The sequence below is a fragment of the Hydrogenophaga sp. NFH-34 genome (assembly GCF_021401345.1).
Taxonomy (GTDB): Bacteria; Pseudomonadota; Gammaproteobacteria; order Burkholderiales; family Burkholderiaceae_C; genus Hydrogenophaga; species Hydrogenophaga electricum.
The window spans coordinates 227,011-253,436 of the sequence record NZ_JACBGE010000001.1 but is presented as its reverse complement, the minus strand read 5'-3'; the positions used below and the strand labels follow the sequence as shown (position 1 = coordinate 253,436).

Here is a 26,426-nt window from a genome sequence, read left to right as displayed (position 1 = left end):
ACCGGCGCCGGATGGTGCCAGGAAAACGGTGCGCAGGGGAGTCGATGTCATGCCTGTCCTTCCTTGACGGGTGCCGGGCCACGACCCACGACACGAACGGGTTGTTCAATGGTCTGGCGGCGCTGCGCCAGCCGCTTGGCGGCGTTGGTCCGGTCCAGCACGTCTCCGGCCAGCTGGCCGCAGGCGGCGTCGATATCGTCGCCGCGGGTCTTGCGCACCGTGGTCACCACGCCCCCTTCGTTGAGCACCTGGCCAAAGCGCAGCACCGCCGCCCGCGGCGAGCAGCGCAGACCGGAATCCGGAAACGGATTGAAGGGTATCAGGTTGATTTTGCAGGGCACGCCGCGCCCGCCATGGCGGCGCACCAGGTCGAGCAGTTGCTGTGCGTGTTCGGGCTGATCATTGACCCCATCGAGCATGCAGTACTCGAAAGTGATGAAGTCACGCGGGGCCGCCGGCAGGTAGCGCAGGCAGGCGTCCAGCAACTCGGCGATCGGGTACTTGCGGTTGAGCGGGACGAGGCTGTCACGCAGCGCGTCGTTGGGCGCGTGCAGCGACACGGCCAGCGCCACCGGACAATCTTGCGCCAGACGGTCCATGAAGGGCACCACCCCGGAGGTGGACACCGTCAGCCGGCGTCGCGACAGTCCGTAAGCGTGGTCGTCGAGCATGGTGCGCAGGGCCGGCAGCAGTGCACCGTAGTTCTGCAGCGGTTCGCCCATGCCCATCATCACCACGTTGGTGATGACCCTCTCCGGGCTGTTCAGATGACGGCGCAGGAAATGCTCGGCGTACCACAGCTGCGCCAGGATCTCACCGGTCGACAGGTTGCGCGAAAAACCCTGATGGCCCGTAGAGCAGAAACGGCAGCCGACGGCGCAACCGGCCTGCGACGACACGCACAAAGTGCCGCGGTCGTCCTCGGGAATGAAAACGGTTTCGACGGCGTTGCCGTCGCCCACATCGAACAGCCACTTGATGGTGCCATCGGCCGAATCCTGGCGCGACAACACGGGCAGCGGGGTGATGGTGCAGACCGAGGGCAGCTTCTCGCGCAGGCTCTTGGCGAGATCGGTCATCTCGTCGAACCGGGAAGCGCCCTTCTGATGAATCCAGCGGAACAGCTGAACGGCGCGAAAGCGCTTTTCGCCCAGCTGTTCGCAAAAGGCGGTCAAGCCCTCGAGATCGAAGTCGAGCAGGTTGACCGTCATGTCACGGCTTACGCGCGCTCAGCGCGTGTAGATGTTCAGACCGGGGAAGAAGAAAGCCACTTCCACGGCAGCGGTTTCGGGAGCGTCGGAGCCGTGCACGGCGTTGGCATCGATGCTGTCGGCGAAGTCGGCACGGATGGTGCCCTTTTCGGCCTTCTTCGGATCGGTGGCGCCCATCAGTTCGCGGTTCTTGGCGATGGCGTTTTCACCTTCCAGCACCTGAATCATCACGGGGCCGGAGATCATGAAATCGACCAGATCCTTGAAGAAGGGGCGCTCTTTGTGCACGCCATAGAACTGCTCGGCTTCGCCGCGCGAGAGTTGCACCAGCTTGGCAGCGGCAATCTTCAGGCCGGCGGCTTCGAAACGGGCGTAGATCTGGCCGATAACGTTCTTGGCGACGGCGTCGGGCTTGATGATGGACAGGGTGCGTTCGATGGCCATGATTTTCCTTGGGTTTTTGAATGGATTCGAAAGCGCGCGGGCGGTTCCGAAAAGCCTTTGATTCTACAACGCCGGGGGCGTCGCTCAGCGACCGCTGCGGCGGCGTGGCCCACCGGATCGCGGCCCCTGCCCTTGCCCACCAGAAGGCTTGCCGCGTCGACCCATGGCGTCCTGACCGATGTAGCCGTAGGACGTGCGCATCGGGTCGGGCTGGCCGGAAGGGCTTTTCCCCGCCTTGCCACCCTTGCCGGGCGCTGCCCCGCCCGGCCCCCGCGCCTTGCCCGGAGCGGCAGGCCGACGGACTGCTGGCGGTGGCGCCTCGTCAGGCATCGACGGACGGGAAGGACGGGGTCCCCCCGTCCCGCGCCGCCCCCGTTGCGCCGGGTGGCGACCCGCCGGCCGGGGCGTGGCGTCGGGCGCGGGCATGCCAGCCACCGACATCAGGCGGTCGATGTCCCGGGCATCCAGTTCCATCCAGACACCGCGGCGCAGACCGCGCGGCAGCACCATGGCGCCGTAGCGGATGCGGATCAGGCGGCTGACAGCGTGTCCCACCGCCTCGAACATGCGCCGCACCTCGCGATTGCGCCCTTCGGCAATGGTCACGCGGTACCAGCAGTTGGCCCCATCACCACCACCGTCATCGATGCTGCCGAACTGGGCGACGCCGTCGTCAAGCTGCACGCCCCCGAGCAGGCGCTGCTTTTCTTCATTGCTCAGCGCCCCGAGCACACGCACCGCGTACTCGCGCTCCAGGCCAAAACGCGGGTGCATCAACCGGTTGGCCAGATCGCCCGAATTGGTCAGCAACAACAAGCCCTCGGTGTTGAGGTCGAGCCGCCCCACCGACTGCCACTTGCCCTGCGGCAGGCGCGGCAGGCGGCGGAACACGGTCGGGCGGTTCTGCGGATCGTCGTGGGTGACCACCTCGCCGGCCGGCTTGTGATAGGCGAGCACCCGCGGCGGTGGCGGGGCAATACGCACCCGCACCGGCTTGCCATTGACCTTGATGCTGTCGCCATGACGGATGCGCTGGCCGATATGGGCCGGCTCGCCGTTGACGGAGATGCGCCCTTCCAGGATGAGCTGCTCCATCTCCAGGCGCGAACCCATACCGGCCTGAGCGAGCACCTTGTGCAGCTTGGGCGACTCGGTTTCCGGCGCCAGCACGCGTTTGACCGGTAGCGGCAGGTCCGAGGCCTGTTCGGCGTCGAAATCGCCACTGACCACCGCATCAAAGCTCAGTGCCTGCAGCGCCGCATCGGCCGCGTGCGCCGGCTTGGCCTCGGGTGCCTGAGGCTGGTCCGCATCATCGGCGGGAGAAGGCGTGTGTTCCGGTGTCATGTGGGGTTTTCGGGTGTCGGGTTGGGTGTCGCGGGGGCGGCGGCCTGAGGGTCATCAGCACCAGCAGGGGCGGACGGTGATTCGACCCCGGCTTCAGGTAAGGGGGCTGCGGGATGGGCAGATTCAACGGCGTCGGCGGTCTCATCACCAAAGGGCAGACTGGCCGAGAGCGCATCAAAGTCCAGGCGCTCCAGCGCAGACTCCTGCACGCCACTGTCTTCCAGGGGCGGCAACTGGTCGAGCGAAGCTAGGCCCAGATCATCCAGAAACTGCCGGGTGGTGGCAAACAGCGCCGGACGGCCCACGGTCTCGCGGTGTCCGATCACTTCGATCCAGCCCCGGTCCTCCAGCTGTTTGAGCAGCAGCGAATTGATGGTCACGCCCCGGATGTCTTCCATGTCCCCACGGGTCACGGGCTGCCGGTACGCGATGATGGCCAGCGTCTCCAGCGTGGCACGGGTGTACCGGGGCGGCTTCTCCGGGTGCAGGCGATCCAGGTACGGACGCAATTCGGGACGGCTCTGAAAGCGCCAGCCACTGGCCACCTGGACCAGTTCGACCCCTTTGCCCGCCCACTCGAACTGGAGATCAGCCAGCAGCCGCTTGAGGGTGTCGGCGGCGACCTCGCCGTCGAACAGCACCCCCATGTCGCGCACGGTCAGCGGTTGCTGGGCACAAATCAAGGCCGTTTCGAGCACACGGCGCGCATCCGTGGTGTTCATGTGTCTTGGTGTCGATCTATCGGAAGGGGTGGAGGCGGTCCACCGTGCCAACCGGGGTCCACCCGGCTGTCAGGCCTGTCGGTCGCCGCGTCGGCGATGCCTGCCACGGTCTGAGGTCATCATTGGAAACCGGGCCGGCAAACTGCCCGGCCCTGATGAAAGCGGCCGCCCTGCCGGCAACCGCCCGGCCGCTCAGGCCGGAGGCAAGCCATTGTAATGGAGCCCCGAGGCCTGAACAGCCTGCGCCAGATCATCGGGCAGCGGCGTTTCGAACGCCAAGGGTTCACCGGTCAACGGGTGCGCCAGACAAAGGCGGGTGGCATGCAAGGCCTGGCGGGACAGCCCCCACTGCGGCCGGCCTCCGTACAAGACATCCCCCACCAGCGGATGCCCCAACCAGGCCATGTGCACCCGGATCTGATGGGTGCGCCCCGTGTGCAGACGGCACATGACCAGTGTGGCCTGGTCATGATCATCGAGGCGGAGCACCGTGGTCCGTGCCGGCTTGGCACCCGTGGCATCGCCCCGCAACACGGCCATGCGCAAACGGTTGACCGGGTCGCGCCCGACCGCCTGGTCGACCTGCACCTCATCGCTGCCGCGCCAGCCCCCCTGCCCCAGCGCCACATAGGAGCGCTGCACCTCGCGCGCAGCGATCGCGCGCACCAGCGCCTCCATCGCCTGGCGGCTCTTGCCCACCAGCATCAGGCCGGAGGTGTCCTTGTCCAGCCGGTGCACGATGCCGGCGCGGGGCAACTGGGCTGCCGCCGCATGGTGGGCCAGCAAACCGTTGAGCAAGGTCCCGCTCCAGTGGCCCGCCGCCGGGTGCACCACCAAACCCACCGGCTTGTCGATCACCAGCAGATGGGCGTCCTCGTAAACCACCTGCAGCGCCATCGGCTGGGCCACAAAAGCCATGGCCTGGGGCGTCGGCCTCAGCACCACCTCCAGCCGATCCCCGGCGGACACCTTGATCGCGCTCTTGCGCAGCGGGCTGCCACGCAGTTGCACCTCGCCTTCCGCCAGCAACTGCTGCAGATAGGATCGGGAGAACTCCGGGATCAGGGTCGCCAGCGCCTTGTCGACACGCCAGCCATGCAATTCGGCCGGCACATCGCAGGCGCGCACCTCCGCCTCGGCCAGGCTATCACCGCCCGTCAGACCTTCATCGACCTCGACCGGGTCGGCATCCCCCCCGGTCGATATAATTTTTGCTGGCAAAACCTGATTCCCGAAGCTACAGCTATAGGTGCACGCGTGACGATTTCAAACAGATTATCGATGGTGTCGTTGGGTGCATTGGCCTTGGCCGCCGCGCTTCAGGGATGCTCGTCCAAGCCGGTGGACAAGACCGCCGGCTGGAGCCCCAACCGGCTTTACAGCGAAGCCAAGGACGAAAGCACCGCCGGCAACTTCGAGGCCGCCGTCACCCTGTACGAAAAACTCGAAGGCCGCGCCGCCGGCACGCCGCTGGCCCAGCAGGCCCAGCTTGAAAAGGCCTACACCCAGTTTCGGGCAGGCGACAAGGCACAGGCGCTGGCCACGGTAGACCGTTTCATGCGGCTGCACCCGGCCAGCCCTGCGCTGGACTACGCGCTGTACCTCAAAGGCCTGATCAACTTCAACGACAACCTGGGCCTGTTCGGCTGGCTGTCGCAGCAGGACCTGTCCGAACGCGATCAGAAAGCAGCCAAGGAGTCGTTCGAGTCGTTCCGCGACCTCGTCACCCGCTTCCCGGACTCCAAGTACGCCGCGGACTCGCGTTCGCGCATGACGTACATCGTCAACTCCCTGGCGCAGTACGAGGTCCATGTGGCCCGGTACTACTACCAGCGCGGCGCCTATCTGGCCGCCGTCAACCGTGCGCAGACCGCGCTGACCGACTACACCGATGCGCCCGCGCTGGAAGAGGCGCTGTTCATTCTGGTGCGTTCCTACGACGCCCTGGGCATGACGCAGTTGCGCGATGACGCCCAGCGTGTGCTGGTCGCCAACTACCCGCAGAGCACCTACCTGAGCAGCGGCTTCGCGCGCCCGAGCACCTCCTGGTGGAAGCTCTGGTAACCGGCTGAGACAGAGTCCGGCCCCGGGGCAAACGGTGTCGGCCCCTGTCGGTCAGCGGCGACACATGGTCGCCGCGGGCGGAAAGCTGTCAACAAATGGTTAACATCTCTGCCGTTTGTCACCTTTTCCGCCACCATGTCCAAAGGCTATCGCATTCAAGCATCCACCGGCATCCACCGGGGGGATCGTGACTACCAGCAGGACCAGGTCTGCCTGCTGCATCACCCGCGCCAGGCCGGATGCCTTCTGGCGGTGATCGCCGACGGCATGGGCGGCCGCAGCGGAGGACGCAAGGCCTCGGATCAGGTCATGCTGACCGCGCGCCAGCTCTTCGAACGGTACGACCCCGAGACCGACGACGCCTCTGCACTGCTGCGGCAGATCGTGGAAGAGTCGCATCTGGTGATCAAGCTCACCGCGGTCTCGGCCGAGCAGGAACCCCACAGCACAGTGGCCGCTTTCGTGCTCAACCCCGATGGCGGCAGCCACTGGATCCACGCCGGCGACTCGCGGATCTACCATTTCCGGGGTGGCCGCATGATCTTCCGCACCATGGACCATTCCTACGTGCAGACCCTGGTGAACCAGGGCGAGATCAGCGAGCAGGAGGCCCTGGAACACCCGCACTCCAACATCCTGATGGGGTGCCTCGGCACCGACAACGATCCGCCGGTCGACCTGCATGTGGTCCCCCAGTTGGCCATTGGTGACGCCCTGCTGGCCTGCAGCGATGGCATCTGGCACTACTTCACCCCGGAAGAGTTGGCCAGTTCGGTGTCGATGCTCTCGCCCCGGGAGGCCTGCGAATTCCTGATCCAGAAGGCCCGCGCTCGCGGCAAGGGCATGGGCGACAACCTCTCTCTGGTCATCGTGCGGCTCGATCCGCTGGAGTGATCGGGACACCCGCCCCCGCCACACCCTGTGCGACGGCGGGGCCCCGGTGAGCCCTGAAGACCCGGCTTCAGGTCAGTCCTGTATCGACGGTGCGGTGTTCCAGCGCCAAGTATTCGGCCGATTGCATTTCACCCAGCCGCGATACCGTTCTCGGAAACTCGTGCGACATGGGGCCCTCCAGATAGAGTTGCTCCGGCGGCACTTCGGCGGACATGATGAGCTTGACCCGGCGGTCGTAGAGCACGTCGATCAGCCAGGTGAAGCGCCGCGCTTCGGAAGCCTGCCGCACCGCCATCTGCGGCACGTTCGACAGCAGCAGCGTGTGGAACTGGCTGGCGATTTCCAGGTAGTCGTTCTGCGAGCGCGGCCCCCCGCACAAGGTTCGGAAGTCGAACCAGATCACCCCACCCGCGCGCCGCAGGGCCTGGATTTCCCGCGATTCGATCTGCATCACCGGGTTCTCATCGGCCATTTCGGCCAGTTGCCCGAATGCCTCGGCCATGGCCGCGTCGGCCACTTCACCGAGCGGGCAGTGGTAGAGCTGGATGTGCGTGAGCGTGCGCTGGCGGTAATCGGTGCCGTTGTCGACGTTGATCACTTCCAGCTTCTGCTTGAGCAGTTCGATGGCCGGCAGGATGCGGTCGCGATGCAGCCCGTCCGGGTAAAGCCCGTCCGGGTGGAAGTTCGAGGTGGTGACAAACCCCACGCCCGCCTTGAACAACGCATCCAGCAGGCGGTGCAGGATCATGGCGTCGGTCACATCGGCCACGTGGAACTCATCGAAGCAGATCAGCTTGTAGCGCTTGGCGATGCGTGCGCCCAGTTCATCGAGCGGGTTCACCGTGCCTTGCAATGCCGCCAGTTCGCGGTGCACCTCGCGCATGAACTCGTGGAAGTGCAGGCGCGTCTTGCGCCGGATGGGCACCGCGTTGTAGAAGCAGTCCATCAGGAAGGACTTGCCGCGCCCGACTCCCCCGAACATGTAGACGCCGCGCGGAATGTCCGGGTTGACAAACAGCTTCTTCAGCGCGTTGGAGCGGCGCTGCCTGTAGACCGCCCATTCGGCGGCGCAGCGCTCCAGCGCCTCGATGGCCCGCAGCTGGGCCGGGTCGGAAGAAAAGCCGCGCTCGGCGAGCGCGGCTTCGTAGGTCGCCTTGACGGACATGCGTGGCGCGGCAATCAGAAGTTCAGCGTGCGCTTGTCCACCGCCAGCGCGGCTTCCTTCGTGCTTTCGCTCAGGGACGGGTGCGCATGGCAGATGCGGGCGATGTCTTCGCTGCTGGCCTTGAACTCCATCGCCATCACGGCTTCGGCGATCAACTCGGAAGCCATCGGGCCGATGATGTGCACGCCCAGGATTTCGTCGGTCTTGGCGTCGGCCACGATCTTCACGAAACCGGTGGTGTCACCCAGCGCACGGGCGCGGCCATTGGCCAGGAACGGGAACTGGCCCGCCTTGTAGGCCACGCCTTCGGCCTTGAGCTGCTGCTCGGTCTTGCCGACCCAGGCGATCTCGGGGCTGGTGTAGATGACGTAGGGGATGGTGTTGAAGTTGACGTGCCCGTGCTGGCCGGCGATGCGCTCGGCCACGGCCACGCCCTCTTCTTCCGCCTTGTGCGCCAGCATCGGGCCCCGCACCACGTCGCCCACGGCCCACACGCCCGGCAGATTGGTCTTGCACTCGGCATCGACCACGATGGCGCCACGCTCGTCGAGCTGCAGGCCCACCGCTTCGGGGTTCAGGCCGATGGTATTGGCCACACGGCCGATGGACACGATGAGCTTGTCCACCGCCAGTTCCTGGGCTTCGCCCTTGGCGTTGGTGTAGGCCACGGTCACGCCCTTCTTGGCGCTCTTGACCTCGCCCACCTTGGCGCCCAGCTCGATCTTCAGGCCCTGTTTGGCGAAGACTTTGGCGGCCTCCTTGGCCACGCCCTCGTCGGCCGCGCCCAGGAACGTGGGCAGGCCTTCCAGAATCGTGACCTCGGCGCCCAGGCGGCGCCAGACCGAGCCCATTTCGAGGCCGATCACGCCGGAGCCGATCACGCCCAGTTTCTTGGGCACGGCGCCGATGCGCAGTGCACCGTCGTTGGACAGGATGTTCTCTTCATCGAAGGCCACACCGGGCAGCGCGCGCGGGTTGGAACCCGTGGCCACCACAACCTGCTTGCCGGAGATGACCTCTTCCTGGGCACCAGCGACCTTGATCTCGTAGACACCGTCCTTGGCGGCCACGAAGGAACCACGGCCATGGAAGAAGGTCACCTTGTTCTTCTTGAACAGGTAGAGGATGCCGTCGTTGTTCTGCTTCACGACGCCGTCCTTGCGGGCGACCATCTTGGCCACATCCATCTTCACCGTGCCGGTGCTGATGCCATGTTCAGCGAAGTGGTGGCTGGCGTGATCAAAGTGTTCGGACGACTGCAGCAGCGCCTTGGAGGGAATGCAGCCCACGTTGGTGCAGGTGCCGCCTGGGGCCGGGCCGCCAGCAGCGTTCTTCCATTCGTCGATGCAGGCGACCTTGAAGCCGAGCTGGGCAGCACGGATGGCCGCGATGTAGCCGCCGGGACCGGCGCCGATGACGACGACGTCAAATGCTTGGGACATGTTGTTTCCTGTGAGGTTGGACAAACGCCCCCGAAGGGGCGTTGTTCGCAATGAGCGGGTCGATCAGATGTCGAAGAGCAGGCGCGACGGGTCTTCCAGCGCGTCCTTCATCGCGACCAGGCCCAGCACGGCTTCGCGGCCGTCGATGATGCGGTGGTCGTAGGACATGGCCAGGTAGTTCATCGGCCGCACCACGATCTGGCCGTTCTCGACCACCGCCCGGTCCTTGGTGGCATGCACCCCCAGGATGGCCGACTGCGGCGGGTTGATGATCGGGGTCGACAGCATCGAGCCGAAGGTGCCGCCGTTGGAGATCGAGAAGGTGCCACCGGTCATCTCTTCGATGCCCAGCTTGCCGTCCTGCGCCTTCTTGCCGAACTCGGCGATCTTCTTCTCGATGTCGGCGAAGCTCATCTGGTCTGCATTGCGCAGGATGGGCACCACCAGGCCGCGCGGCGAGCCCACGGCGATGCCGATGTCGAAGTAGCCGTGGTAGACGATGTCGTTGCCATCCACCGAGGCGTTGAGCACCGGGTACTTCTTCAGCGCGTGCACGGCGGCCTTGACGAAGAAGCTCATGAAGCCCAGCTTCGTACCGTGTTCCTTGGTGAAGGCGTCCTGGAACTTCTTGCGCAGGTCCATCACAGGAGCCATGTTCACTTCGTTGAACGTGGTCAGGATGGCGTTGGTCGATTGCGATTGCAGCAGGCGCTCGGCGATACGGGCGCGCAGGCGGGTCATGGGCACGCGCTCTTCCGGGCGGTCGCCCAGATCCGGCGTGGCCACGGCCACCTGCGGCAGCACCTTGGTCGGCGCACCGGTGGGGATGGCGGCGGCAGCGGGCGCCTTCGGCGCAGCGGCCGCGGCCAGCACGTCGCCCTTGGTGATGCGGCCGTCCTTGCCGGTGCCGGCCACGGCGCTGGCAGACAGGTTGTTGTCGGCCAGCAGCTTGGCGGCAGCGGGCATGGCCACGCCGGCCTTGCTGTCGGACGCCGGTGCGGCGGCCACAGCCGGGGCGGCGGCCACGGCGGCAGGAGCGGCTGCCGCTGCCGGGGCGGCAGCGCCGGCCACGGCTTCGGTGTCAATCTTGGCGATCACCTGGTCGGCGGTGACGGTCGCGCCGTCGCCCTGCACAATTTCCACCAGCACGCCGCCAGCAGGCGCCGGGCATTCCAGAACGACCTTGTCGGTCTCGATTTCGATCAGGATTTCGTCGACGGCGACGGCTTCGCCGGCCTTCTTCTTCCATTGCAGCAGGGTGGCTTCGGCCACGGACTCGGAGAGCTGCGGAACCTTGACTTCTACGATTGCCATGTGTGTTCTACCTTGGTGATGCGGTTGGCGCGGGCCCCGTGCAGCCCCGGATCATCACCGGGGAAAGGGCACGGGGTGGGCGCCTCAGGGGATTACTTGGTGAGGATGAAGCCCTTGAGCTTGCCGAAAGCGCCTTCGATCAAAGCCTTCTGCTGCTCCTGGTGGAGATGGGCATAACCCACGGCCGGCGAAGCCGAGGCAGCGCGGCCGGCGTAACCCAGGCGCTGGCCATCCAGCATGTTTTCGTGGATCTGGTGCTGTACGAAGAACCAGGCGCCCTGGTTCTGGGGCTCGTCCTGGCACCACACCACGTCGGTGGCGTTGGGGTACTTCTTCAGCTCGGCAGCAAACGCCTTGTGCGGGAAGGGATAGAGCTGTTCCACGCGGATGATGGCCACGTCGTCCGACTCTTTTTCCTCGCGCTTCTTGACCAGGTCGTAGTAGACCTTGCCCGAGCAGCAGATCACACGCTTGACCTTGTCGGCCTTCTTGACCACCGCTTCCTTGTTTTCCGGAATCACCGTCTGGAAGGCGCCCTTGGTGAAATCGGACACCGGCGAGGTGGCGTCCTTGTTGCGCAGCAACGACTTGGGCGTCATGATCACCAGCGGCTTGCGCAAGTGGCGGATCATCTGGCGGCGCAGCAGGTGGAAGATCTGGCTGGCCGTGGTGGGCTGGCAGACCTGCATGTTGGTGTCGGCCGCCAACTGCATGAAGCGCTCCAGACGGGCCGAGCTGTGCTCGGGGCCCTGGCCTTCGTAGCCGTGCGGCAGCATGAGGGTGATGCCGTTGACCCGACCCCACTTCACTTCGCCCGAGGCGATGAACTGGTCGATCACGACCTGGGCACCGTTCACGAAGTCGCCGAACTGGGCTTCCCAGATCACCAGCGTGTTCGGGTCGTTCGACGCGTAGCCGTATTCGAAGGCGAGCACCGCCTCTTCGGACAGGATCGAGTCGATCACCACGAACGGGGCCTGGCCCTCGCCCACGTTCTGCAGCGGCACATAGGTGCCTTCGTCGAAACGCTCACGGTTCTGGTCGTGGATCACCGCGTGACGGTGGGTGAAGGTACCTCGGCCGCTGTCCTCGCCCGACAGGCGCACCGGATAGCCGCTCGACACCAGCGAGGCGAACGCCATGTGCTCGCCCATGCCCCAGTCCACGTTGATCTCGCCACGGCCCATGGCGGCACGGTCGTCGAGGACCTTCTTGACCAGCGGGTGGGCGTTGACGTTGGCGGGAATGGTGGTGATCTTCTCGGCCAGACGCTTCCACTCGGCCAGCGGAATGGCGGTTTCGGCCGAGTCGGTCCACTTTTTGCCCAGGAAGGGCGACCAGTCGACCGCGTACTTGCTCTTGAAGTTGGTCAGCACCGGATCGACCGTGTGCTTACCCGCGTCCATGGCGGCGCGGTAGGCCTTGACCATGTCGTCGCCCAGAGTCTCACCCAGGCCCTGAGCGGCCAGCTTGTCGGCGTACAGGCGGCGCGTGCCGGGGTGGGCCGCGATTTTCTTGTACATCAGCGGCTGGGTCAGGCTGGGGGTGTCCTGCTCGTTGTGGCCCAGCTTGCGGAAGCAGACGATGTCGACGACCACGTCCTTGCGGAAGGTCATGCGGAATTCCAGCGCAAGCTGGGCCGCGAGCACCACGGCTTCGGGGTCATCGCCGTTGACGTGCAGCACCGGCGATTCCACGCCCTTCACGATGTCCGTGCAGTACAGCGTGGAACGCAGATCGCGCGGATCGGAGGTGGTGAAACCGATCTGGTTGTTGATGATCAGGTGCACCGTGCCGCCTGTGGTGTAGCCACGGGTCTGGGCCAGCGCCAGGGTTTCCTGGTTCACGCCTTGGCCGGCAAAGGCCGCGTCGCCGTGCACCAGCACGGGCAGCACCTGCATGCCCAGCGGGTCGCCGCGGCGATCCATGCGGGCGCGGGCCGAACCTTCGACCACCGGGTTCACGATTTCCAGGTGCGAGGGGTTGAACGCCAGCGACAGGTGAACCGGGCCACCGGCGGTGGTCACGTCGGAGCTGAAGCCCTGGTGGTACTTCACGTCACCGGCGGGCAGGTCTTCGGGCGCGGTGTGGTCGAACTCGGCAAACAGGTCCTTGGGCATCTTGCCCAGGGTGTTGACCAGCACGTTCAGGCGGCCCCGGTGGGCCATGCCGATCACGATTTCCTGCACACCTTGCGAGCCGGCCTGCTGGATCAGCTCGTCCATGGCGGCGATAAAGCTTTCGCCCCCTTCGAGCGAAAAGCGCTTCTGGCCCACGTACTTCGTGTGCAGGAAGCGCTCCAGGCCTTCGGCAGCCGTCAGGCGGTCGAGAATGTGCTTTTTCTTGTCGGCATTGAATGCCGGCTTGGAGCGGATCGACTCCAGCTTCTCCTGCCACCAGCGCTTCTGGGCCTGGTCGGTGATGAACATGTACTCAGCACCAATGGTGGTGCAGTACGTTTCACGCAGGGCATTGATGAGCTCGCGCAGACTCATCGTTTCCTTGCCGAAGAAGGTGTTGCTGGTGTTGAACACCGTTTCCATGTCGGCGTCGCTGAAACCGTAGAACGACGGCTCCAGTTCGGGGATCACGGGGCGCTCGGTGCGCTTGAGCGGATCAAGGTCGGCCCAGCGGGAACCGACGTTGCGGTAGGCGGCGATGAGCTGCTGCACCGCCACACGCTTGCGGCCAAGATCGGAATCTGCGCCGGCGGCGATGACAACCTTGGTGCCGCCCTGCTTGGCGCGCTCGGCGAAAGCATTGATGACCGGCAGGTGGGGAACGTCGCGGGCGTCGGAACCGTCAGAGGCGGGAACGTGCTGGAGCGCGTCGAAGTAGCTGCGCCAGTTGTCGGGAACGCTACCCGGGTTTTCCAGGTATTTTTCGTACATCTCTTCGACGTACGGGCCGTTGCCCCCGAAGAGATAGGAGTTGCCCTTGTATGCAACGTACACGCTGCCCGAGCTGGATTGTGCTTCGCTCATTGATCCGCTGACCTCCGCTTCCCTGCGGGAAGCATTAGCTGGTTAAGAAAACCTCCCGCGACACGGCTGAACCGGTTGGCGGATGCGACAGTGACTGGAAGGAACTGACTGCAGCCCAAGATTGTGCCACCAGACACCCTGGCCCGATAGCCCTTCCGGGCACGTCGACACAAAAAGGAGGGCAAACGTACCGACGGCACGACGTACGGCGAGGCCGCCGTACCGCCACCGGGGTTGGATGGCTCAGGAAACGATGCGGGGGGAAAGGCGTTCGGATGCGGGCACGGAGCCGGGCTCGTCCATCTCGATCGCGATCTGGGTGCACACCGTGCGGCACAGCGTCACAGCCTTTTCGCTCTGCACGCGGTAGATCACTTGCGTGCCTTCCTTGCGCTTGGCCAGGACACCGGCACGGTACAGCAGGTTCAGGTGCTGGGACAGGTTTGGCTGCGTGGTGTCGATTTCCTGCAGCAGTTGCGACACCGACTTTTCCTTGTCGCACAGGGCACTGAGGATGCGCAAGCGCATGGGCGTGGCCAACACCCCGAACAGCTCGGCGGCCAACTCGAACACCCGGACTTTTTCGACACTGGATTCCGTCCCGATCATCTGTTCCATGATTGACCACACCTTTGTCAATATAAGCATGGATCATACTGGGAACACCCGCGCACGACCACAGGATGCGTGCGCGGGTCCGGGAAAACGATCACGGCCGTGATCCCGCCGACCGGTGCAGCGGTGTGCGGCGATGCAAGACCGCGGTCAACGCGCGACCAGCTCCTTGACTTGCTGGAGCGCGGCGGGGTCTTCCATCGTGGTCAGATCGCCGGGATCACGCCCCTCGCAGACCGCCTGGATGGCCCGCCGCAGCAGCTTGCCGGAGCGGGTCTTGGGCAGCACCGAGACAAAGCGCACCCGGGCAGGCCGGGCCACTGCGCCGAGCTGGTCGTCCACCACCTTCATGATGGCACCCTCCAGTTTGAGCGCTTCGGCCTCCGTCCCCGCCAGGGCCGGGTCCTTGAGCACGGCAAAGGCCACGGCGACCTGGCCCTTGAGCTGGTCGGCCACCCCCACCACAGCCACCTCGGCGACGTTCGGATGGCTGGAAATGCTCTCTTCAATCTCGCGTGTGCCCAGACGGTGGCCGGCGACGTTGATCACGTCGTCGGTGCGCCCCAGAATGAAGAAATAGCCGTCCGCATCCTTGATGCCCCAGTCGAACGTGGAGTACATCACCTTGTTGTGGATGCTCGACCAATAGGTGCTGACGTAGCGCTTGTCGTCGCCCCAGATCGTCTGCAGACAACCAGGCGGCAATGGACCGTTGACGGCGATCACGCCCTTCTTGTTCGGCTCGGTGATCTCCTCGCCCGTGCTCTCGTCGATCAGACGCACGTCGTAGCCGTACACCGCCTTGCCCGGCGAGCCGAACTTGGTCGGCGCTTTCTCCACACCATTGCAGATGGCCATGATGGGCCAGCCGGTTTCGGTCTGCCAGTAGTTGTCGATGATGGGCTTGTTGATGGCACCGGCAATCCAGGTGGCGGTCGGTTCATCCAGCGGCTCGCCGGCCAGGAACAAGGCCTTGAGGCTGGAAAGGTCGTACTTGCTCAGGTAGGCCGGGTCCTGCTTCTTGAGCACGCGCGCCGCCGTGGGGGCGCTGAACATCACCGACACCTTGTACTTTTCAACCAGACTCCACCAGATGCCGGCATCGGGACGGATCGGCAGCCCCTCGTACATGATGGTGGCCATGCCATTGATGAGCGGGCCGTAGATGATGTAGCTGTGGCCCACCACCCAGCCGATATCGCTGGTGGAGAAGTAGGTTTCGCCCGGCTCGCCCATGTAGATGTGTTTCATGGACGCGGCCAGCGCCACCGCGTAGCCCGCCGTGTCGCGCTGCACCCCCTTGGGCTTGCCGGTGGTGCCGCTGGTGTAGAGGATGTAGCTGGGGTGGGTGCTGTCCACCCACTCGCACGGCACCTGGGCGTCCAGGAGCCGGGCGCGCTCGGCGGCGTAATCGACGTCGCGGCCCGGCACCGGCGCCAGATCGGCCAACCCCCGATTGACCATCAGCACCTTGGCAGGCTTGTGCACGGCCAGGTTGATCGCATCGTCCAGCAGGTGCTTGTAGGGAACGACCTTGCCCCCTCGCATGCCGGCGTCGGCACTGACGATGGCAACCGGTTTGGCGTCGTCGATGCGGCTGGCCAGTGAATGGCTGGCGAAGCCCCCGAACACCACCGAGTGGATGGCCCCGATGCGCACGCAGGCGAGCATCGCAAAACAGGCCTCGGCGATCATGGGCATGTAGATCAGCACCCGGTCGCCCTTTTTCACCCCCAACCCCTGGAGGATGGCCGCCATGCGGTTCACCTCCGCATGCAGTTCGCGGAAGCTGTAGGCCTTTTCGGTATCGGTTTCGGTGGACACGAAGATCAGCGCGTTCTGATCGGCCCGGTCTTTCAGGTGCCGGTCCACCGCGTTGTGGCACAGGTTGGTCTGCCCGCCCGCAAACCAGCGGGCGAAGGGCGGCTGGCTGTAGTCGCAAACCTGGTCAAACGGGCGGTGCCAGTCGATCAGTTGGGCTTGCTCACGCCAGAAACCGTCACGGTCTTCAATGGAACGGCGGTGGAATTCGGCGTAACCCGGCGCCTGGCTCATGGTCGTCTCCTCAATGCGGTGGCGGATGCGTCTGTCACGGCGAGGTGGCCCCAGCACACCTCGAAACTGAATTCATAATTATGAATCGCAGACTTGCGACAGTCTGACAAAGCGCCCGGCCGAGCTGCGCTTTGTGCACCCGCCTGCGCGCCGCATCACGCGCCGGGCGACGGCATCACTTGATGAGCGCCTGCACCTCGCGAAAAGCTGGATGCTCCGCTGTGCGCAACCATTCGAACACCACCATCTCGGTGGTCACCAGTTCGGCGCCGGCACCGGCCAGCCGGTCGAACGCTGCGTCGCGGTTGCGCTCGGTGCGCGAAGCACAGGCATCGGTGACCACCCAGACTTCGAACTCCTCTTCCAGCAATTCCAGTGCCGTCTGCAGCAGGCAGACATGGGTTTCGCAACCGGCCACCACGATGGACCCGCGCTCGCTGACCGCCGGTGCGGCCGGTTTCTGCAGGTGCTTGGGCAGGCTGCGTGCATTGCCGGCCGGCCGCGCCGGCGGACGCAACCACTCGCCCAGGCCTTCTGCCACGGCGCTGAAATGCATCTTGGCCAGGGTCTTCTGGCACAGGGCTTTCAGCGCCTCGTCGTTGGTCCCGAGCTTCCCGGGGTTCTGCTCGGTCCCGAACACCGGCACCCGCAACTGCTGCGCCGCCTGCGCCAGGCGCAAGGCGTTGGCCAGGGCGGCAGCGCCGTCGTGCAACGCCGGCATCAGGCGGGCTTGGTAATCGATCAGGACGAGTTGGGATTCGGAAGCGTCAAGCAGCATGGGAATTCTCGCGAGGCCGGGCACCATGTCCCGGCAGGGTTCGGAAAGCGCCCGATTGTGAACCATGACCCATCCGGCGGCTGGCTCCGGCGAAGGCAATGCCTTCCGAACGGGACACGCGGAGCATGCCCCAGAAAAAAGGCCCCTGCGAACAGGGGCCTCGGAAGCAGTCACGCCGCCCGCGGTATGGGCGGCAGGCGCGATAGCCCTCAGTCGGCGGTCGCCTCTTCCGGCTTGGCCTTGCCCTCTTTCTTGGGCAGCGGCTGGATGTCGAGCTTGACCTCCTGCTTGTCCTGGCCATCTTCGCCGGTCACCGTTTCCAGATCCACCGTGAGGCGGCCACCCTCGGTCAGGCGGCCGAACAGCAGTTCGTCCGCGAGCGCCTTGCGGATGGTGTCCTGAATCAGGCGCTGCATCGGGCGGGCGCCCATCAGCGGATCAAAGCCCTTCTTGGCCAGGTGCTTGCGCAGCGTGTCGGTAAACGTGACCTCGACCTTCTTCTCGGCCAGTTGTGTTTCGAGCTGCAGCAGGAACTTGTCGACCACGCGCAGGATGATCTGCTCGTCCAGCGGCTTGAAGCTGACGATGGCGTCCAGGCGGTTGCGGAACTCGGGCGTGAACAGGCGCTTGATGTCGCCCATCTCGTCACCGGCCACGCGCGGGTTGGTGAACCCGATGGTCGACTTGTTCATGGTCTCGGCCCCCGCGTTGGTCGTCATCACGATGATGACGTTGCGGAAGTCGGCCTTGCGCCCGTTGTTGTCGGTCAGCGTGCCGTGGTCCATGACCTGCAGCAGCACATTGAAGATGTCTGGGTGCGCCTTCTCGATTTCGTCGAGCAGCAGCACGCAGTGCGGCTTCTTCGTGATCGCTTCGGTCAGCAGGCCGCCCTGGTCGAAACCGACATAGCCCGGAGGCGCACCGATCAGGCGGCTGACGGCATGGCGCTCCATGTACTCCGACATGTCGAAGCGGATCAGGTCGATGCCCATGATGTAGGCCAGTTGCTTGGCCGCTTCGGTCTTGCCGACGCCGGTCGGGCCGCTGAACAGGAAGGCACCGATGGGCTTGTCGGCCTTGCCCAGGCCGGAACGCGCCATCTTCACGCTGGCGGCCAGCACTTCGAGGGCCTTGTCCTGGCCGAACACCACGCTCTTGAGGTCGCGCTCCAGCGTCTGCAGCTTGCTGCGGTCGTCGTTGGAGACGTTCGCGGGCGGGATGCGCGCGATCTTGGCCACGATGTCCTCGATCTCGGCCTTGCCGATGGTCTTCTTGCGCTTGCTGGCCACCAGGATGCGCTGGGCCGCGCCGGCCTCGTCGATCACGTCGATGGCCTTGTCGGGCAGGTGCCGGTCATTGATGTACTTGGCCGACAGCTCGGCCGCCGCCTGCAGCGCCGCATTCGCGTACTTGACGCTGTGGTGCTCTTCAAAACGGCTCTTGAGCCCCTTGAGGATCTCGATGGTTTCGGGCACCGTGGGTTCGACCACGTCGACCTTCTGGAAGCGCCGCGACAGCGCTGCGTCCTTCTCGAAGATGCCGCGGTACTCGGTGAAGGTGGTTGCCCCGATGCACTTGAGCTGGCCGCTGGAGAGCGCCGGCTTGAGCAGGTTGGACGCGTCCAGCGTGCCGCCCGAGGCGGCGCCCGCGCCGATCAGCGTGTGGATTTCGTCGATGAACAGGATGGCGTGCGGCTTGTCCTTGAGCGACTTGAGCACGGCCTTGAGGCGCTGTTCAAAATCGCCGCGGTACTTGGTGCCCGCCAGCAGCGCGCCCATGTCGAGCGAGTACACATTGGCTTCGGCCAGGATTTCGGGCACATCGCCCTGGGTGATGCGCCACGCCAGGCCTTCCGCGATGGCGGTCTTGCCGACGCCGGCTTCGCCCACGAGCAGCGGGTTGTTCTTGCGCCGACGGCACAGGATCTGGATCGTGCGCTCGACCTCGTATTCGCGACCGATCAGCGGGTCGATCTTGCCGTCCTTTGCGGCCTGGTTCAGGTTCTGCGTGAACTGTTCCAGCGGCGACTGCTTTTCATTGCCCTTGCCGCCCGACTCGGCCGCCTCTTCGTTTTCGGCCGCGCTATCGCCCGGCTTGGACGCTTCGGGCGGATCGCTCTTGCGGATGCCATGGGCGATGAAATTGACCACGTCCAGGCGCGTCACGCCCTGCTGGTGCAGGTAGTAGACCGCGTGGGAGTCCTTCTCGCCGAAGATCGCCACCAGCACGTTGGCGCCAGTGACTTCCTTCTTCCCGTTGCCGGTGGACTGCACGTGCATGATGGCGCGCTGGATCACCCGCTGGAAGCCCAGCGTGGGCTGGGTGTCCACCTCGTCGGTGCCCGCGACCTGCGGCGTGTTGTCCTTGATGAAGTTCGTCAGGGACTTGCGCAGGTCGTCGATGTTGGCCGAGCAGGCCCGCAACACTTCGGCCGCACTGGGGTTGTCCAGCAGCGCCAGCAGCAGGTGCTCGACGGTGATGAATTCGTGTCGCTGTTGCCGGGCCTCGACAAAGGCCATATGCAAGCTGACTTCAAGTTCCTGGGCAATCATGGACACTTCCTTTTGGGTGGTGGGTCAGGATACGCGGTGAGTCCGGGTGGGATCGGGGGAAGAGACCATCACATGGGTTCGATTCCAGCTTATTCAATGGGTTCACTGGCGCACTGCAGCGGATGTCCGGCCTGCCGCGACGCCTGCAGGACCTGGTCGACCTTGGTGTTGGCGACATCGCGGGAATAGATGCCGCACACGCCTTTGCCTTCCAGGTGGATCTTCAGCATGATCTGGGTGGCAGTTTCACGGTCTTTGCTGAAGAATTCCTGAATGACCTGGACGACGAATTCCATGGGGGTGAAGTCGTCGTTGAGCAGCACCACCTGGTACATCTGCGGAGGCTGGACCCGCTGCGTGCGACGCTCGAGCACGACCGAGTCGTCGCTGCCACTTTGTGGCGGCGCGACCGGGGGTTTGACAGGTTTGTTGGCCATGGATTCATTCTAGCCAGCGCGCACGGGTGCAAACGCGGTGTGGGCATTTTGAGACTGCGCCCACCGCTGCGCTGTCCACTTTCCTGAACAGAGAACCCCCGCGCTGTTCAGCACGGTGAACACACCCACCGCGCCGCCGCTCGCAAACCTTTGATTTGTAAGGGAAGCCTCCGCCACCCCGGGCGGGCACATGGCTTGCACTTTCCGTGGCCCACCGGAGCGGAACATGCTGCTGACCCTGATCACTTTTTCGAGCTTTGCCATCGGCCCCTGGCTGGTCTGGCTGCTGCGCGCCCCCAGGCGCCACCTGACGCCCTGGGTGGCCCTGTTGCCGGCGGTGCTGTTCGCCGGTTTGGCGAGCCAGGTGCCGGCGGTTCTGGGCGGCCAGCACCCCACCGAAGCCTGGCACTGGATTCCCAGCCTGGGCGTGACGCTGGCGCTGCGGCTGGACGGTCTGTCGCTGCTGATGGCGCTGCTGATCACCGGCATCGGCAGCTTCATCTTCCTGTACGCCGCACGGTATCTGGCCGACCACCCGGACCAGCCGCGCTTTTTTGCCCGGCTCAGCGTGTTCATGGGCGCCATGCTGGGCGCCGTGCTGGCCGACGACCTGATCACCCTGCTGGTGTTCTGGGAGCTGACCAGCCTGGCCTCGTTCATGCTGATCGGGTTCAAGCCGGAAGACCCCGCCTCGCGCCGCGCCGCGCAACAGGGGCTGCTGATCACCGTGGGCGGCGGGCTGTCGCTGCTGGCCGGCGCCATCGTGCTGGGATCGGCGGCCGGCACCTTCCGGGTGTCGGAAATCCTGGCCCAGGGCCCGGCGTTGGCCGCCCACGCCAGCGCGCCCTGGGTGATCGCCCTGGTGGCGCTCGGAGCCTTTGCCAAGTCGGCCCAGGTCCCGCTGCACGCCTGGCTGCCCAACGCCATGGTCGCGCCCACGCCGGTGTCGGCCTTCCTGCATTCGTCGACCATGGTCAAGCTGGGCGTCTATCTGCTGGCCCGGCTCAATCCCGTGTACGGCGACCACGCCCTGTGGACCAGCCTGCTGGTGACGGCCGGGCTGGCCACCATGCTCACCGGCGCGGTGCTGTCGCTGCGCCAGACCGACCTCAAGCGCGTGCTGGCCTATTCCACCGTCGTGTCGCTGGGCACGCTGGTGCTGCTGCTGGCCCTGCCCCATCCGCTGGCTGCCACGGCCATGGCCACCTTCCTGATCGTGCACGCGCTGTACAAGGCCTGCTTGTTCATGGTGGCGGGCATCGTCGACCACGAGGCGGGCACGCGCGACACCACCCGGCTGGGCGGCCTGGCACGCCGCATGCCGCTGACCGCGGCGGTGGCGCTGCTGGCCGGGTTGTCGATGGCCGGGCTGCCACCGTTCGTGGGCTTCGTGGCCAAGGAACTGGTGTACGAAGCGCATCTGGAGGCGGCCGCCTCGTGGCTGCCGGTGGCCATCGCGATCCTGGCCAACGGCGTGATGGTGGCCGTGGCCGGCGTCGTCACCGTGCGCACGTTCTGGGGGCCGCTGCGCCCCACGCCGCAGACTCCGCACGACCCGCCCGCCGCCATGTGGCTGGGTCCGGTGCTGCTGGCCGTCGCCGGCCTGATGCTGGGCGTCGCGCCCGGCCTGGCCGGCGGCCTGGTGAATGCCGCCGCCGAAGCGGTGGCCGGCCACGCAGCGCCCACCTCGCTCGCCCTCTGGCACGGCCTCACCCCCATGCTGGCGCTGAGCGTGCTCACGTTGGCGCTGGGCGCTGGCATCTACCAGGGCTGGGACCGGCTGCACCGGGTGCTGAAGGCCCGCCCTGCCATCGACCGGCACGGCCCCGATGCGGCCTACGACCACCTGATGCGCGGGCTGCAGCGCCTGGCCACCTGGCAGACCGGGGTCATCCAGTCGGGCAGCCTGCGCCGCTACATCGGCGCCACGCTGGTGGTCATCGGCCTGGCCGTCGGCACCACGCTCTGGGCCCGGGGTGGACTGGCCTGGCCGACACTGGACGGCGCGCTGTCGCTGCACGCGCTGCTGCCGGCGCTGCTGCTGCTGGCCACCGCCGCGCTGCTGCGGGCGCCGAACTTCATGCCGGGCATCGTGGCCGCCGGCATGGCCGGTTTCGGCCTGGCCCTGGTGTTCCTGTTCCACGGCGCACCGGACCTGGCGTTCACGCAGTTTTCGGTCGAGGCCGTGGCCATCGTGGTGCTGCTGGCCATCGTCGGGCGCATGCCCTTTGCCACCACCGATGCCCGCTCGCCCGGCCAGCGACGAACCGACGCCCTGATCGCCGCCGGCTTCGGCGCGGTCGCCACCGGCGTGCTGCTGTCGGTGCTGGCCAGCCCCTTCGATCAGCGGCTGTCCGACTTCTTCCGCGCGGCCAGCGTGCCCGAGGCGCACGGCCGCAACCTGGTGAACGTGATCATCGTGGACTTCCGCGCGCTCGACACCCTGGGCGAGATCACCGTGCTGGCCCTCGCGGCGCTGGCCGCCGCGGCGGTGCTGGCGGGCACACGCCCCCGTCCCGCTTCGTCATCCCCGGTCGAGGAGCCTCCCCGATGAATGCCCTGATCCTGCGTGTGGCCGGCCGCTTCCTGCTGCCCATGGCCCTGCTGTTCTCGCTCTACCTGCTCTGGCGCGGACACAACGAACCCGGTGGCGGTTTCGTCGGCGGCCTGGTGGCGGCGGCCGGGTTTACGGTCTACGCCCTGCCCCGCGGCCGCGCCGCGCTGCTGGCCGCCCTGCGCTGGCCGCCGGCGGCGGTGGCCGGCACCGGCCTGCTGCTCGCGCTGCTGGCGGGCGGACCCGGCCTGCTGGCGCAGGCGCCGTTTCTCACCCACCAGTGGGTGCTGACCGAGGGCGGCCTGGCCCTGGGCACGGCGCTGATCTTCGACGTTGGCGTCTACCTGGCGGTGCTGGGTGCGGTGACCGCCTTCGTGAGCTACTACCTCGACGAGGAGACCGCCTGACATGGAAACCCTGTACGCCCTGACCTTCGGCGCCATGCTGGCAGCCGCCCTGTACCTGCTCATGTCGCGCAACCTGCTGCGCATGGTGCTGGGGTTGCTGCTCATGGGCAACGCCGTCAACCTGGCCATCTTCACCGGCGGCCGGCTCTCGTCGGCGGTGCCCCCGCTGGTGCCCGAGGGCGCGCGGGATCTGGTGGTGAGCGCCAACCCGCTGCCGCAGGCGCTGATCCTCACCGCCATCGTGATCTCGTTTTCGCTCGTGGCCTACGCGGTCGTGCTGTTCGAACGCTCGCACCGCGCCCTGGGCACGCTGGACCCCGACGCCATGGGCGCCGCGGAACCGGAAGCCGCGCCCACCGGCCACCCGGCCCGGGCCGAGGAGCGCGCATGAACGCCCACCTGCTCTTGACCCTGCCCATCGCGGTGCCTCTGCTCAGCGTGGCCCTGGGCGCCCTGCTGCACCCCTGGCCCCGGGCCCAGCGCTGGGCCAGCCTGGCCGGCAGTGTGCTGCTGCTGGCCGCCAGCCTGGCGCTGCTGCAGGCCGTGTACGGCGGCACCGTGCTGGCCACGCAGTTCGGCCAATGGGCCGCCCCCTTCGGCATCAGCTTCGTGGCCGACCTGTTCAGCGCCGCCATGGTCGTGATCACCGGCCTGATGGCGGTGGCGATCTCGGTCTACGCGCTGGCCGACGGCGCCCGCGAACGCGAGCGCGCCTGGTTCCACCCGCTCTACCACGGGCTGCTGCTGGGCGTGACCGGCGCCTTCCTCACCGGCGACATCTTCAACCTCTACGTCTGGTTCGAGGTGATGCTGATCGCCTCCTTCGGTCTGCTGGTGCAGGGCGGCACGCGCGCCCAGCTCGACGCCGGGGTGAAGTACGTGGTGCTGAACCTGCTGGTGACCACGCTGTTCCTGATGGGCGTGGGCTTTCTCTACGGCCTGACCGGCACGCTGAACATGGCCGACCTCGCGCGCACGCTGCCGACCGTCGGCAACACCGGCCTGGTGACCACGCTGGCGGTGCTGTTCCTGCTCGCCTTCGGGGCCAAGGCGGCGGTGTTCCCGCTGTTTTTCTGGCTGCCGGCGGCCTACCACACGGCCAGCGCCCCGGTGGTCGCGATCTTCGCCGCGCTGCTCACCAAAGTCGGGGTCTACGCCATCCTGCGCTGCTTCACGCTGCTGTTCGGGGCCGACATCGGCTTCATCGGCCCCATCGTCGGCGTGCTGGCGGTGCTGACCATGGTCACCGGCGTGCTGGGCGCCGCCAGCCACTACGACATCCGGCGCATCCTGTCGTTCCACATCATCAGCCAGATCGGCTACATGCTGGTCGGGCTGGCCGTGGCCACGCCGCTGGCCATCGCCGGAGCGATCCTGTATGTGCTGCACCACATCGTGGTCAAGGCCAACCTGTTCCTGATCGCGGGCGCCGTGCGCCTGGCGGGCGGCTCCTACGACCTCAAGCGCATCGGCGGCCTGCACCGCAGTGCGCCCGTGCTGGCGCTGCTGTTCGCGGTGCCGGCGCTGTCGCTGGCCGGCCTGCCGCCGCTGTCGGGGTTCTGGGCCAAGTTCGTGGTGATCCGATCCAGCCTGGACGCCGGCCACGTCGCCCTGGCGGTGGCGGCGCTCGCCGTGGGCGCGCTCACGCTGTATTCCATGCTCAAGATCTGGAACGAGGCGTTCTGGAAGGCCGCACCGCCGCTGTCGCAGGAAGCCGCGCGCCAGTGGCGCGCCAACCCGGCGGCGCGGGCGGCCATGCTGGTGCCCATCGGCGCGCTGGCGGCGGTGACGCTGACCATCGGCCTCTGGACCCAACCCTTCGTCGACTTTTCGCTGCGGGCGGCCGAACAGCTGCTGGCCCGCGAACCCTATGTGCAGGCCGTGCTCGCCACCCGCCCCAGCGCAGCGCCGGCCGCCCCCTTCAACGACCCGGGAGTGGCGCCATGAAACCCCTGACCCGTCTGCCGGCCTGGCTCGTGCTGGCCGGCCTCTTCATCCGGGAACTGGTGCTGTCGGTGCGCGACGTGCTGCAGGCGGTGCTGGACCCCCGGTGCATCCGCCGCAGCGGCATCGTCGCCGTGCCACTGAGCCTGCGCACCGACACCGGCATCGCCCTGCTGGCCAACCTGGTCACGCTGACGCCGGGCACCACCAGCCTGCATGTCAGCGACGACCGCCGCTGGCTCTATGTGCATGTGATGAATCTGGGCGACGACACCGTGGCCCAGATTCAGGACGGTTTTGAACGCCGCGTGAAGGAGGCCCTGGAATGAACCACACCCTGCTCTCCCTGGTCCAGGTGGCGGCCGCGCTGCTGCTGGCCGCCGCCACCCTGGCCGCGTCTGTGCGCATCGTGCGCGGCCCCGGCGCCGCCGACCGCGTGATCGCGCTGGACATGCTCGGCCTGATCGGCGTCGCCGCAGCCGGCCTGGCCGCGCTGGTTTCGGGCTCGGCGGCCTTCATCGACATCGCGCTCGGCGTGGCCCTGGTCGGCTTTCTGGCCACGGTGGCCTTTGCCGGCTTCATCGCCCGCGGTGCCATCCGCTCCACCGAGGGCACCCCGAAGGAGGACACGCCATGAACACCTGGATCGGAACCCTGCTGCTGCTCGGCGGCGCCGTGTTGTGCCTGTTCGCCGCCATCGGCGTGCTGCGCCTGCCCGATTTCTTCATGCGCATGCACGCCGCCACCAAGGCCGGCGTGGCCGGCAGCGGCCTGGTGCTGCTGGGCGTGGCGGCCTTCGATGGCAGCGCATCGACCTGGATCAAGGCCGGCCTGGCCGTGCTGTTCCTGCTGCTGACCACCCCGGTGGCTGGGCACCTGATCGGGCGCGCCGGTTACGTGAGCGGCGCGCCGCTGTGGCGTGGCACGCACGAAGACGCCTTGCAAGGCCTGCTCGGCCGCGCCAGCCCCACCCCCTCGATCGCCCCGACCAGCGCGCCGGTGCGCCGGGTCGTGCTGATGCTGGCCGAAGGCCCGCATGCCGACCACGCCATCGCACAGGCGGTGCAGCTCGCCCGCGAACAGGGCGCGGAACTCTGCGGCATGGCGCTCATCGACCTGCCCCGCCTGCAGAACGTCGGCCCCGTGCCCATCGGCGCGGGCTGGCACGCCCAGGGCATGCGCGAACGCCGCATCGCCCAGGCCCGCCAGGGCGCCGCCGGGGTGATCCAGCGCTTCGAGGCGGCGGCGCGCCGGACCTCGCTGGCCTGGTCGACCCAGTTGGCGGAAGGCCGCCCCAGCACGGCGCTGCGCCAGCACTGCCACGCCGACGACCTGCTGCTGGCCGGTGCCGACGCCTGGTTCGACCACGGCGTGCTCGACCTGCGCCCCGACGTGGCAGCCCGCCTGGGCTGGACCGGCCGGCATCCCGTGCGCGTGCTGCGCGGCGCCCGGCCCGCATAAGATGGCGGGGCCTTTGCCCCGTCCCATGTTGAACTGGTT

23 protein-coding genes are annotated in these 26,426 nt (G+C 66.7%); 9 read left to right on the top strand and 14 right to left on the bottom strand.

Going from position 1 to position 26,426, the window contains the following annotated elements:
- Window positions 1–47 precede the first annotated feature (47 nt).
- The 5 genes from rlmN to L0977_RS01235 form a co-directional block, all read right to left on the bottom strand.
- A complete protein-coding gene (gene rlmN / locus L0977_RS01255; protein ID WP_234262808.1) occupies window positions 48–1,211 on the bottom strand; it encodes a 23S rRNA (adenine(2503)-C(2))-methyltransferase RlmN in 1,164 nt (387 codons plus the stop codon).
- An 18-nt stretch (window positions 1,212–1,229) separates the two neighbouring features.
- On the bottom strand, window positions 1,230–1,655 hold the full coding sequence (ndk, locus tag L0977_RS01250; protein ID WP_234262807.1) for a nucleoside-diphosphate kinase: 426 nt from the start codon (window positions 1,653–1,655) through the stop codon (window positions 1,230–1,232).
- An 84-nt stretch (window positions 1,656–1,739) separates the two neighbouring features.
- Window positions 1,740–2,999, bottom strand: coding sequence for a pseudouridine synthase (locus L0977_RS01245; RefSeq protein ID WP_234262806.1), 1,260 nt, complete (start codon window positions 2,997–2,999; stop codon window positions 1,740–1,742).
- Entirely contained in the window at window positions 2,996–3,721 is a 726-nt protein-coding gene (gene scpB, locus L0977_RS01240; protein ID WP_234262805.1) for an SMC-Scp complex subunit ScpB, read from the bottom strand. Before scpB ends, L0977_RS01245 begins: the two co-directional genes overlap by 4 nt.
- Before the next feature lie 192 nt (window positions 3,722–3,913).
- Window positions 3,914–4,942, bottom strand: coding sequence for an RluA family pseudouridine synthase (locus L0977_RS01235; RefSeq protein ID WP_326491035.1), 1,029 nt, complete (start codon window positions 4,940–4,942; stop codon window positions 3,914–3,916).
- Between the two features lie 60 nt (window positions 4,943–5,002).
- On the opposite strand from L0977_RS01235, the gene L0977_RS01230 reads away from it, so the two are divergent.
- The gene (locus L0977_RS01230) at window positions 5,003–5,785 is read left to right on the top strand and encodes an outer membrane protein assembly factor BamD (protein ID WP_234262953.1); all 783 of its coding nucleotides are present in this window, start codon (window positions 5,003–5,005) and stop codon (window positions 5,783–5,785) included.
- Window positions 5,786–5,920: 135 nt separating this feature from the next.
- Entirely contained in the window at window positions 5,921–6,679 is a 759-nt protein-coding gene (locus L0977_RS01225; RefSeq protein ID WP_234262804.1) for a PP2C family protein-serine/threonine phosphatase, read from the top strand.
- Window positions 6,680–6,746: 67 nt separating this feature from the next.
- On the opposite strand, the gene zapE is transcribed toward L0977_RS01225, so the two are convergent.
- The 9 genes from zapE to clpS form a co-directional block, all read right to left on the bottom strand.
- Window positions 6,747–7,844 carry a cell division protein ZapE gene (gene zapE, locus L0977_RS01220; protein WP_234262803.1) on the bottom strand — a complete coding sequence of 366 codons (1,098 nt, stop codon included), beginning with the start codon at window positions 7,842–7,844 and terminating at the stop codon, window positions 6,747–6,749.
- Between the two features lie 14 nt (window positions 7,845–7,858).
- Complete coding sequence (gene lpdA / locus L0977_RS01215) at window positions 7,859–9,286, bottom strand: dihydrolipoyl dehydrogenase (RefSeq protein ID WP_234262802.1); 1,428 nt, start codon at window positions 9,284–9,286, stop codon at window positions 7,859–7,861.
- Between the two features lie 63 nt (window positions 9,287–9,349).
- Entirely contained in the window at window positions 9,350–10,600 is a 1,251-nt protein-coding gene (odhB, locus tag L0977_RS01210; RefSeq protein WP_234262801.1) for a 2-oxoglutarate dehydrogenase complex dihydrolipoyllysine-residue succinyltransferase, read from the bottom strand.
- A gap of 92 nt (window positions 10,601–10,692) precedes the next feature.
- Window positions 10,693–13,584: a 2-oxoglutarate dehydrogenase E1 component gene (locus L0977_RS01205; protein ID WP_234262800.1), complete on the bottom strand. Its 2,892-nt coding sequence runs from the start codon at window positions 13,582–13,584 to the stop codon at window positions 10,693–10,695.
- A 243-nt stretch (window positions 13,585–13,827) separates the two neighbouring features.
- Entirely contained in the window at window positions 13,828–14,202 is a 375-nt protein-coding gene (locus L0977_RS01200; RefSeq protein ID WP_234262799.1) for an ArsR/SmtB family transcription factor, read from the bottom strand.
- Window positions 14,203–14,349: 147 nt separating this feature from the next.
- The gene (locus tag L0977_RS01195; RefSeq protein ID WP_326491038.1) at window positions 14,350–16,269 is read right to left on the bottom strand and encodes a propionate--CoA ligase; all 1,920 of its coding nucleotides are present in this window, start codon (window positions 16,267–16,269) and stop codon (window positions 14,350–14,352) included.
- Between the two features lie 160 nt (window positions 16,270–16,429).
- On the bottom strand, window positions 16,430–17,032 hold the full coding sequence (locus L0977_RS01190) for an isochorismatase family protein (RefSeq protein WP_234262797.1): 603 nt from the start codon (window positions 17,030–17,032) through the stop codon (window positions 16,430–16,432).
- 209 nt (window positions 17,033–17,241) lie between these two features.
- Window positions 17,242–19,584, bottom strand: a complete 2,343-nt coding sequence (gene clpA, locus L0977_RS01185; protein ID WP_234262796.1) for an ATP-dependent Clp protease ATP-binding subunit ClpA — start codon at window positions 19,582–19,584, stop codon at window positions 17,242–17,244.
- Window positions 19,585–19,673: 89 nt separating this feature from the next.
- On the bottom strand, window positions 19,674–20,021 hold the full coding sequence (gene clpS / locus L0977_RS01180; RefSeq protein WP_234262795.1) for an ATP-dependent Clp protease adapter ClpS: 348 nt from the start codon (window positions 20,019–20,021) through the stop codon (window positions 19,674–19,676).
- A 226-nt stretch (window positions 20,022–20,247) separates the two neighbouring features.
- On the opposite strand from clpS, the gene mbhE reads away from it, so the two are divergent.
- Genes mbhE through mnhG form a run of 7 tightly spaced genes read left to right on the top strand, consistent with a single transcriptional unit; the run spans window position 20,248 to window position 26,387 of the window.
- Entirely contained in the window at window positions 20,248–22,575 is a 2,328-nt protein-coding gene (gene mbhE / locus L0977_RS01175; protein WP_234262794.1) for a hydrogen gas-evolving membrane-bound hydrogenase subunit E, read from the top strand.
- Window positions 22,572–22,982, top strand: a complete 411-nt coding sequence (locus L0977_RS01170; RefSeq protein WP_234262793.1) for an MnhB domain-containing protein — start codon at window positions 22,572–22,574, stop codon at window positions 22,980–22,982. The genes mbhE and L0977_RS01170 overlap by 4 nt, the downstream gene beginning before the upstream one ends.
- 1 nt (window position 22,983) lies before the next feature.
- Window positions 22,984–23,373, top strand: coding sequence for an NADH-quinone oxidoreductase subunit K (locus L0977_RS01165; RefSeq protein ID WP_234262792.1), 390 nt, complete (start codon window positions 22,984–22,986; stop codon window positions 23,371–23,373).
- The gene (locus tag L0977_RS01160) at window positions 23,370–24,929 is read left to right on the top strand and encodes a Na+/H+ antiporter subunit D (RefSeq protein WP_234262791.1); all 1,560 of its coding nucleotides are present in this window, start codon (window positions 23,370–23,372) and stop codon (window positions 24,927–24,929) included. Before L0977_RS01165 ends, L0977_RS01160 begins: the two co-directional genes overlap by 4 nt.
- Entirely contained in the window at window positions 24,926–25,255 is a 330-nt protein-coding gene (locus tag L0977_RS01155; protein WP_234262790.1) for a Na+/H+ antiporter subunit E, read from the top strand. The genes L0977_RS01160 and L0977_RS01155 overlap by 4 nt, the downstream gene beginning before the upstream one ends.
- Window positions 25,252–25,563 carry a monovalent cation/H+ antiporter complex subunit F gene (locus L0977_RS01150; protein WP_234262789.1) on the top strand — a complete coding sequence of 104 codons (312 nt, stop codon included), beginning with the start codon at window positions 25,252–25,254 and terminating at the stop codon, window positions 25,561–25,563. Before L0977_RS01155 ends, L0977_RS01150 begins: the two co-directional genes overlap by 4 nt.
- Window positions 25,560–26,387 carry a monovalent cation/H(+) antiporter subunit G gene (gene mnhG, locus L0977_RS01145; protein ID WP_234262788.1) on the top strand — a complete coding sequence of 276 codons (828 nt, stop codon included), beginning with the start codon at window positions 25,560–25,562 and terminating at the stop codon, window positions 26,385–26,387. Before L0977_RS01150 ends, mnhG begins: the two co-directional genes overlap by 4 nt.
- The last annotated feature ends 39 nt before the right edge of the window (window positions 26,388–26,426 follow it).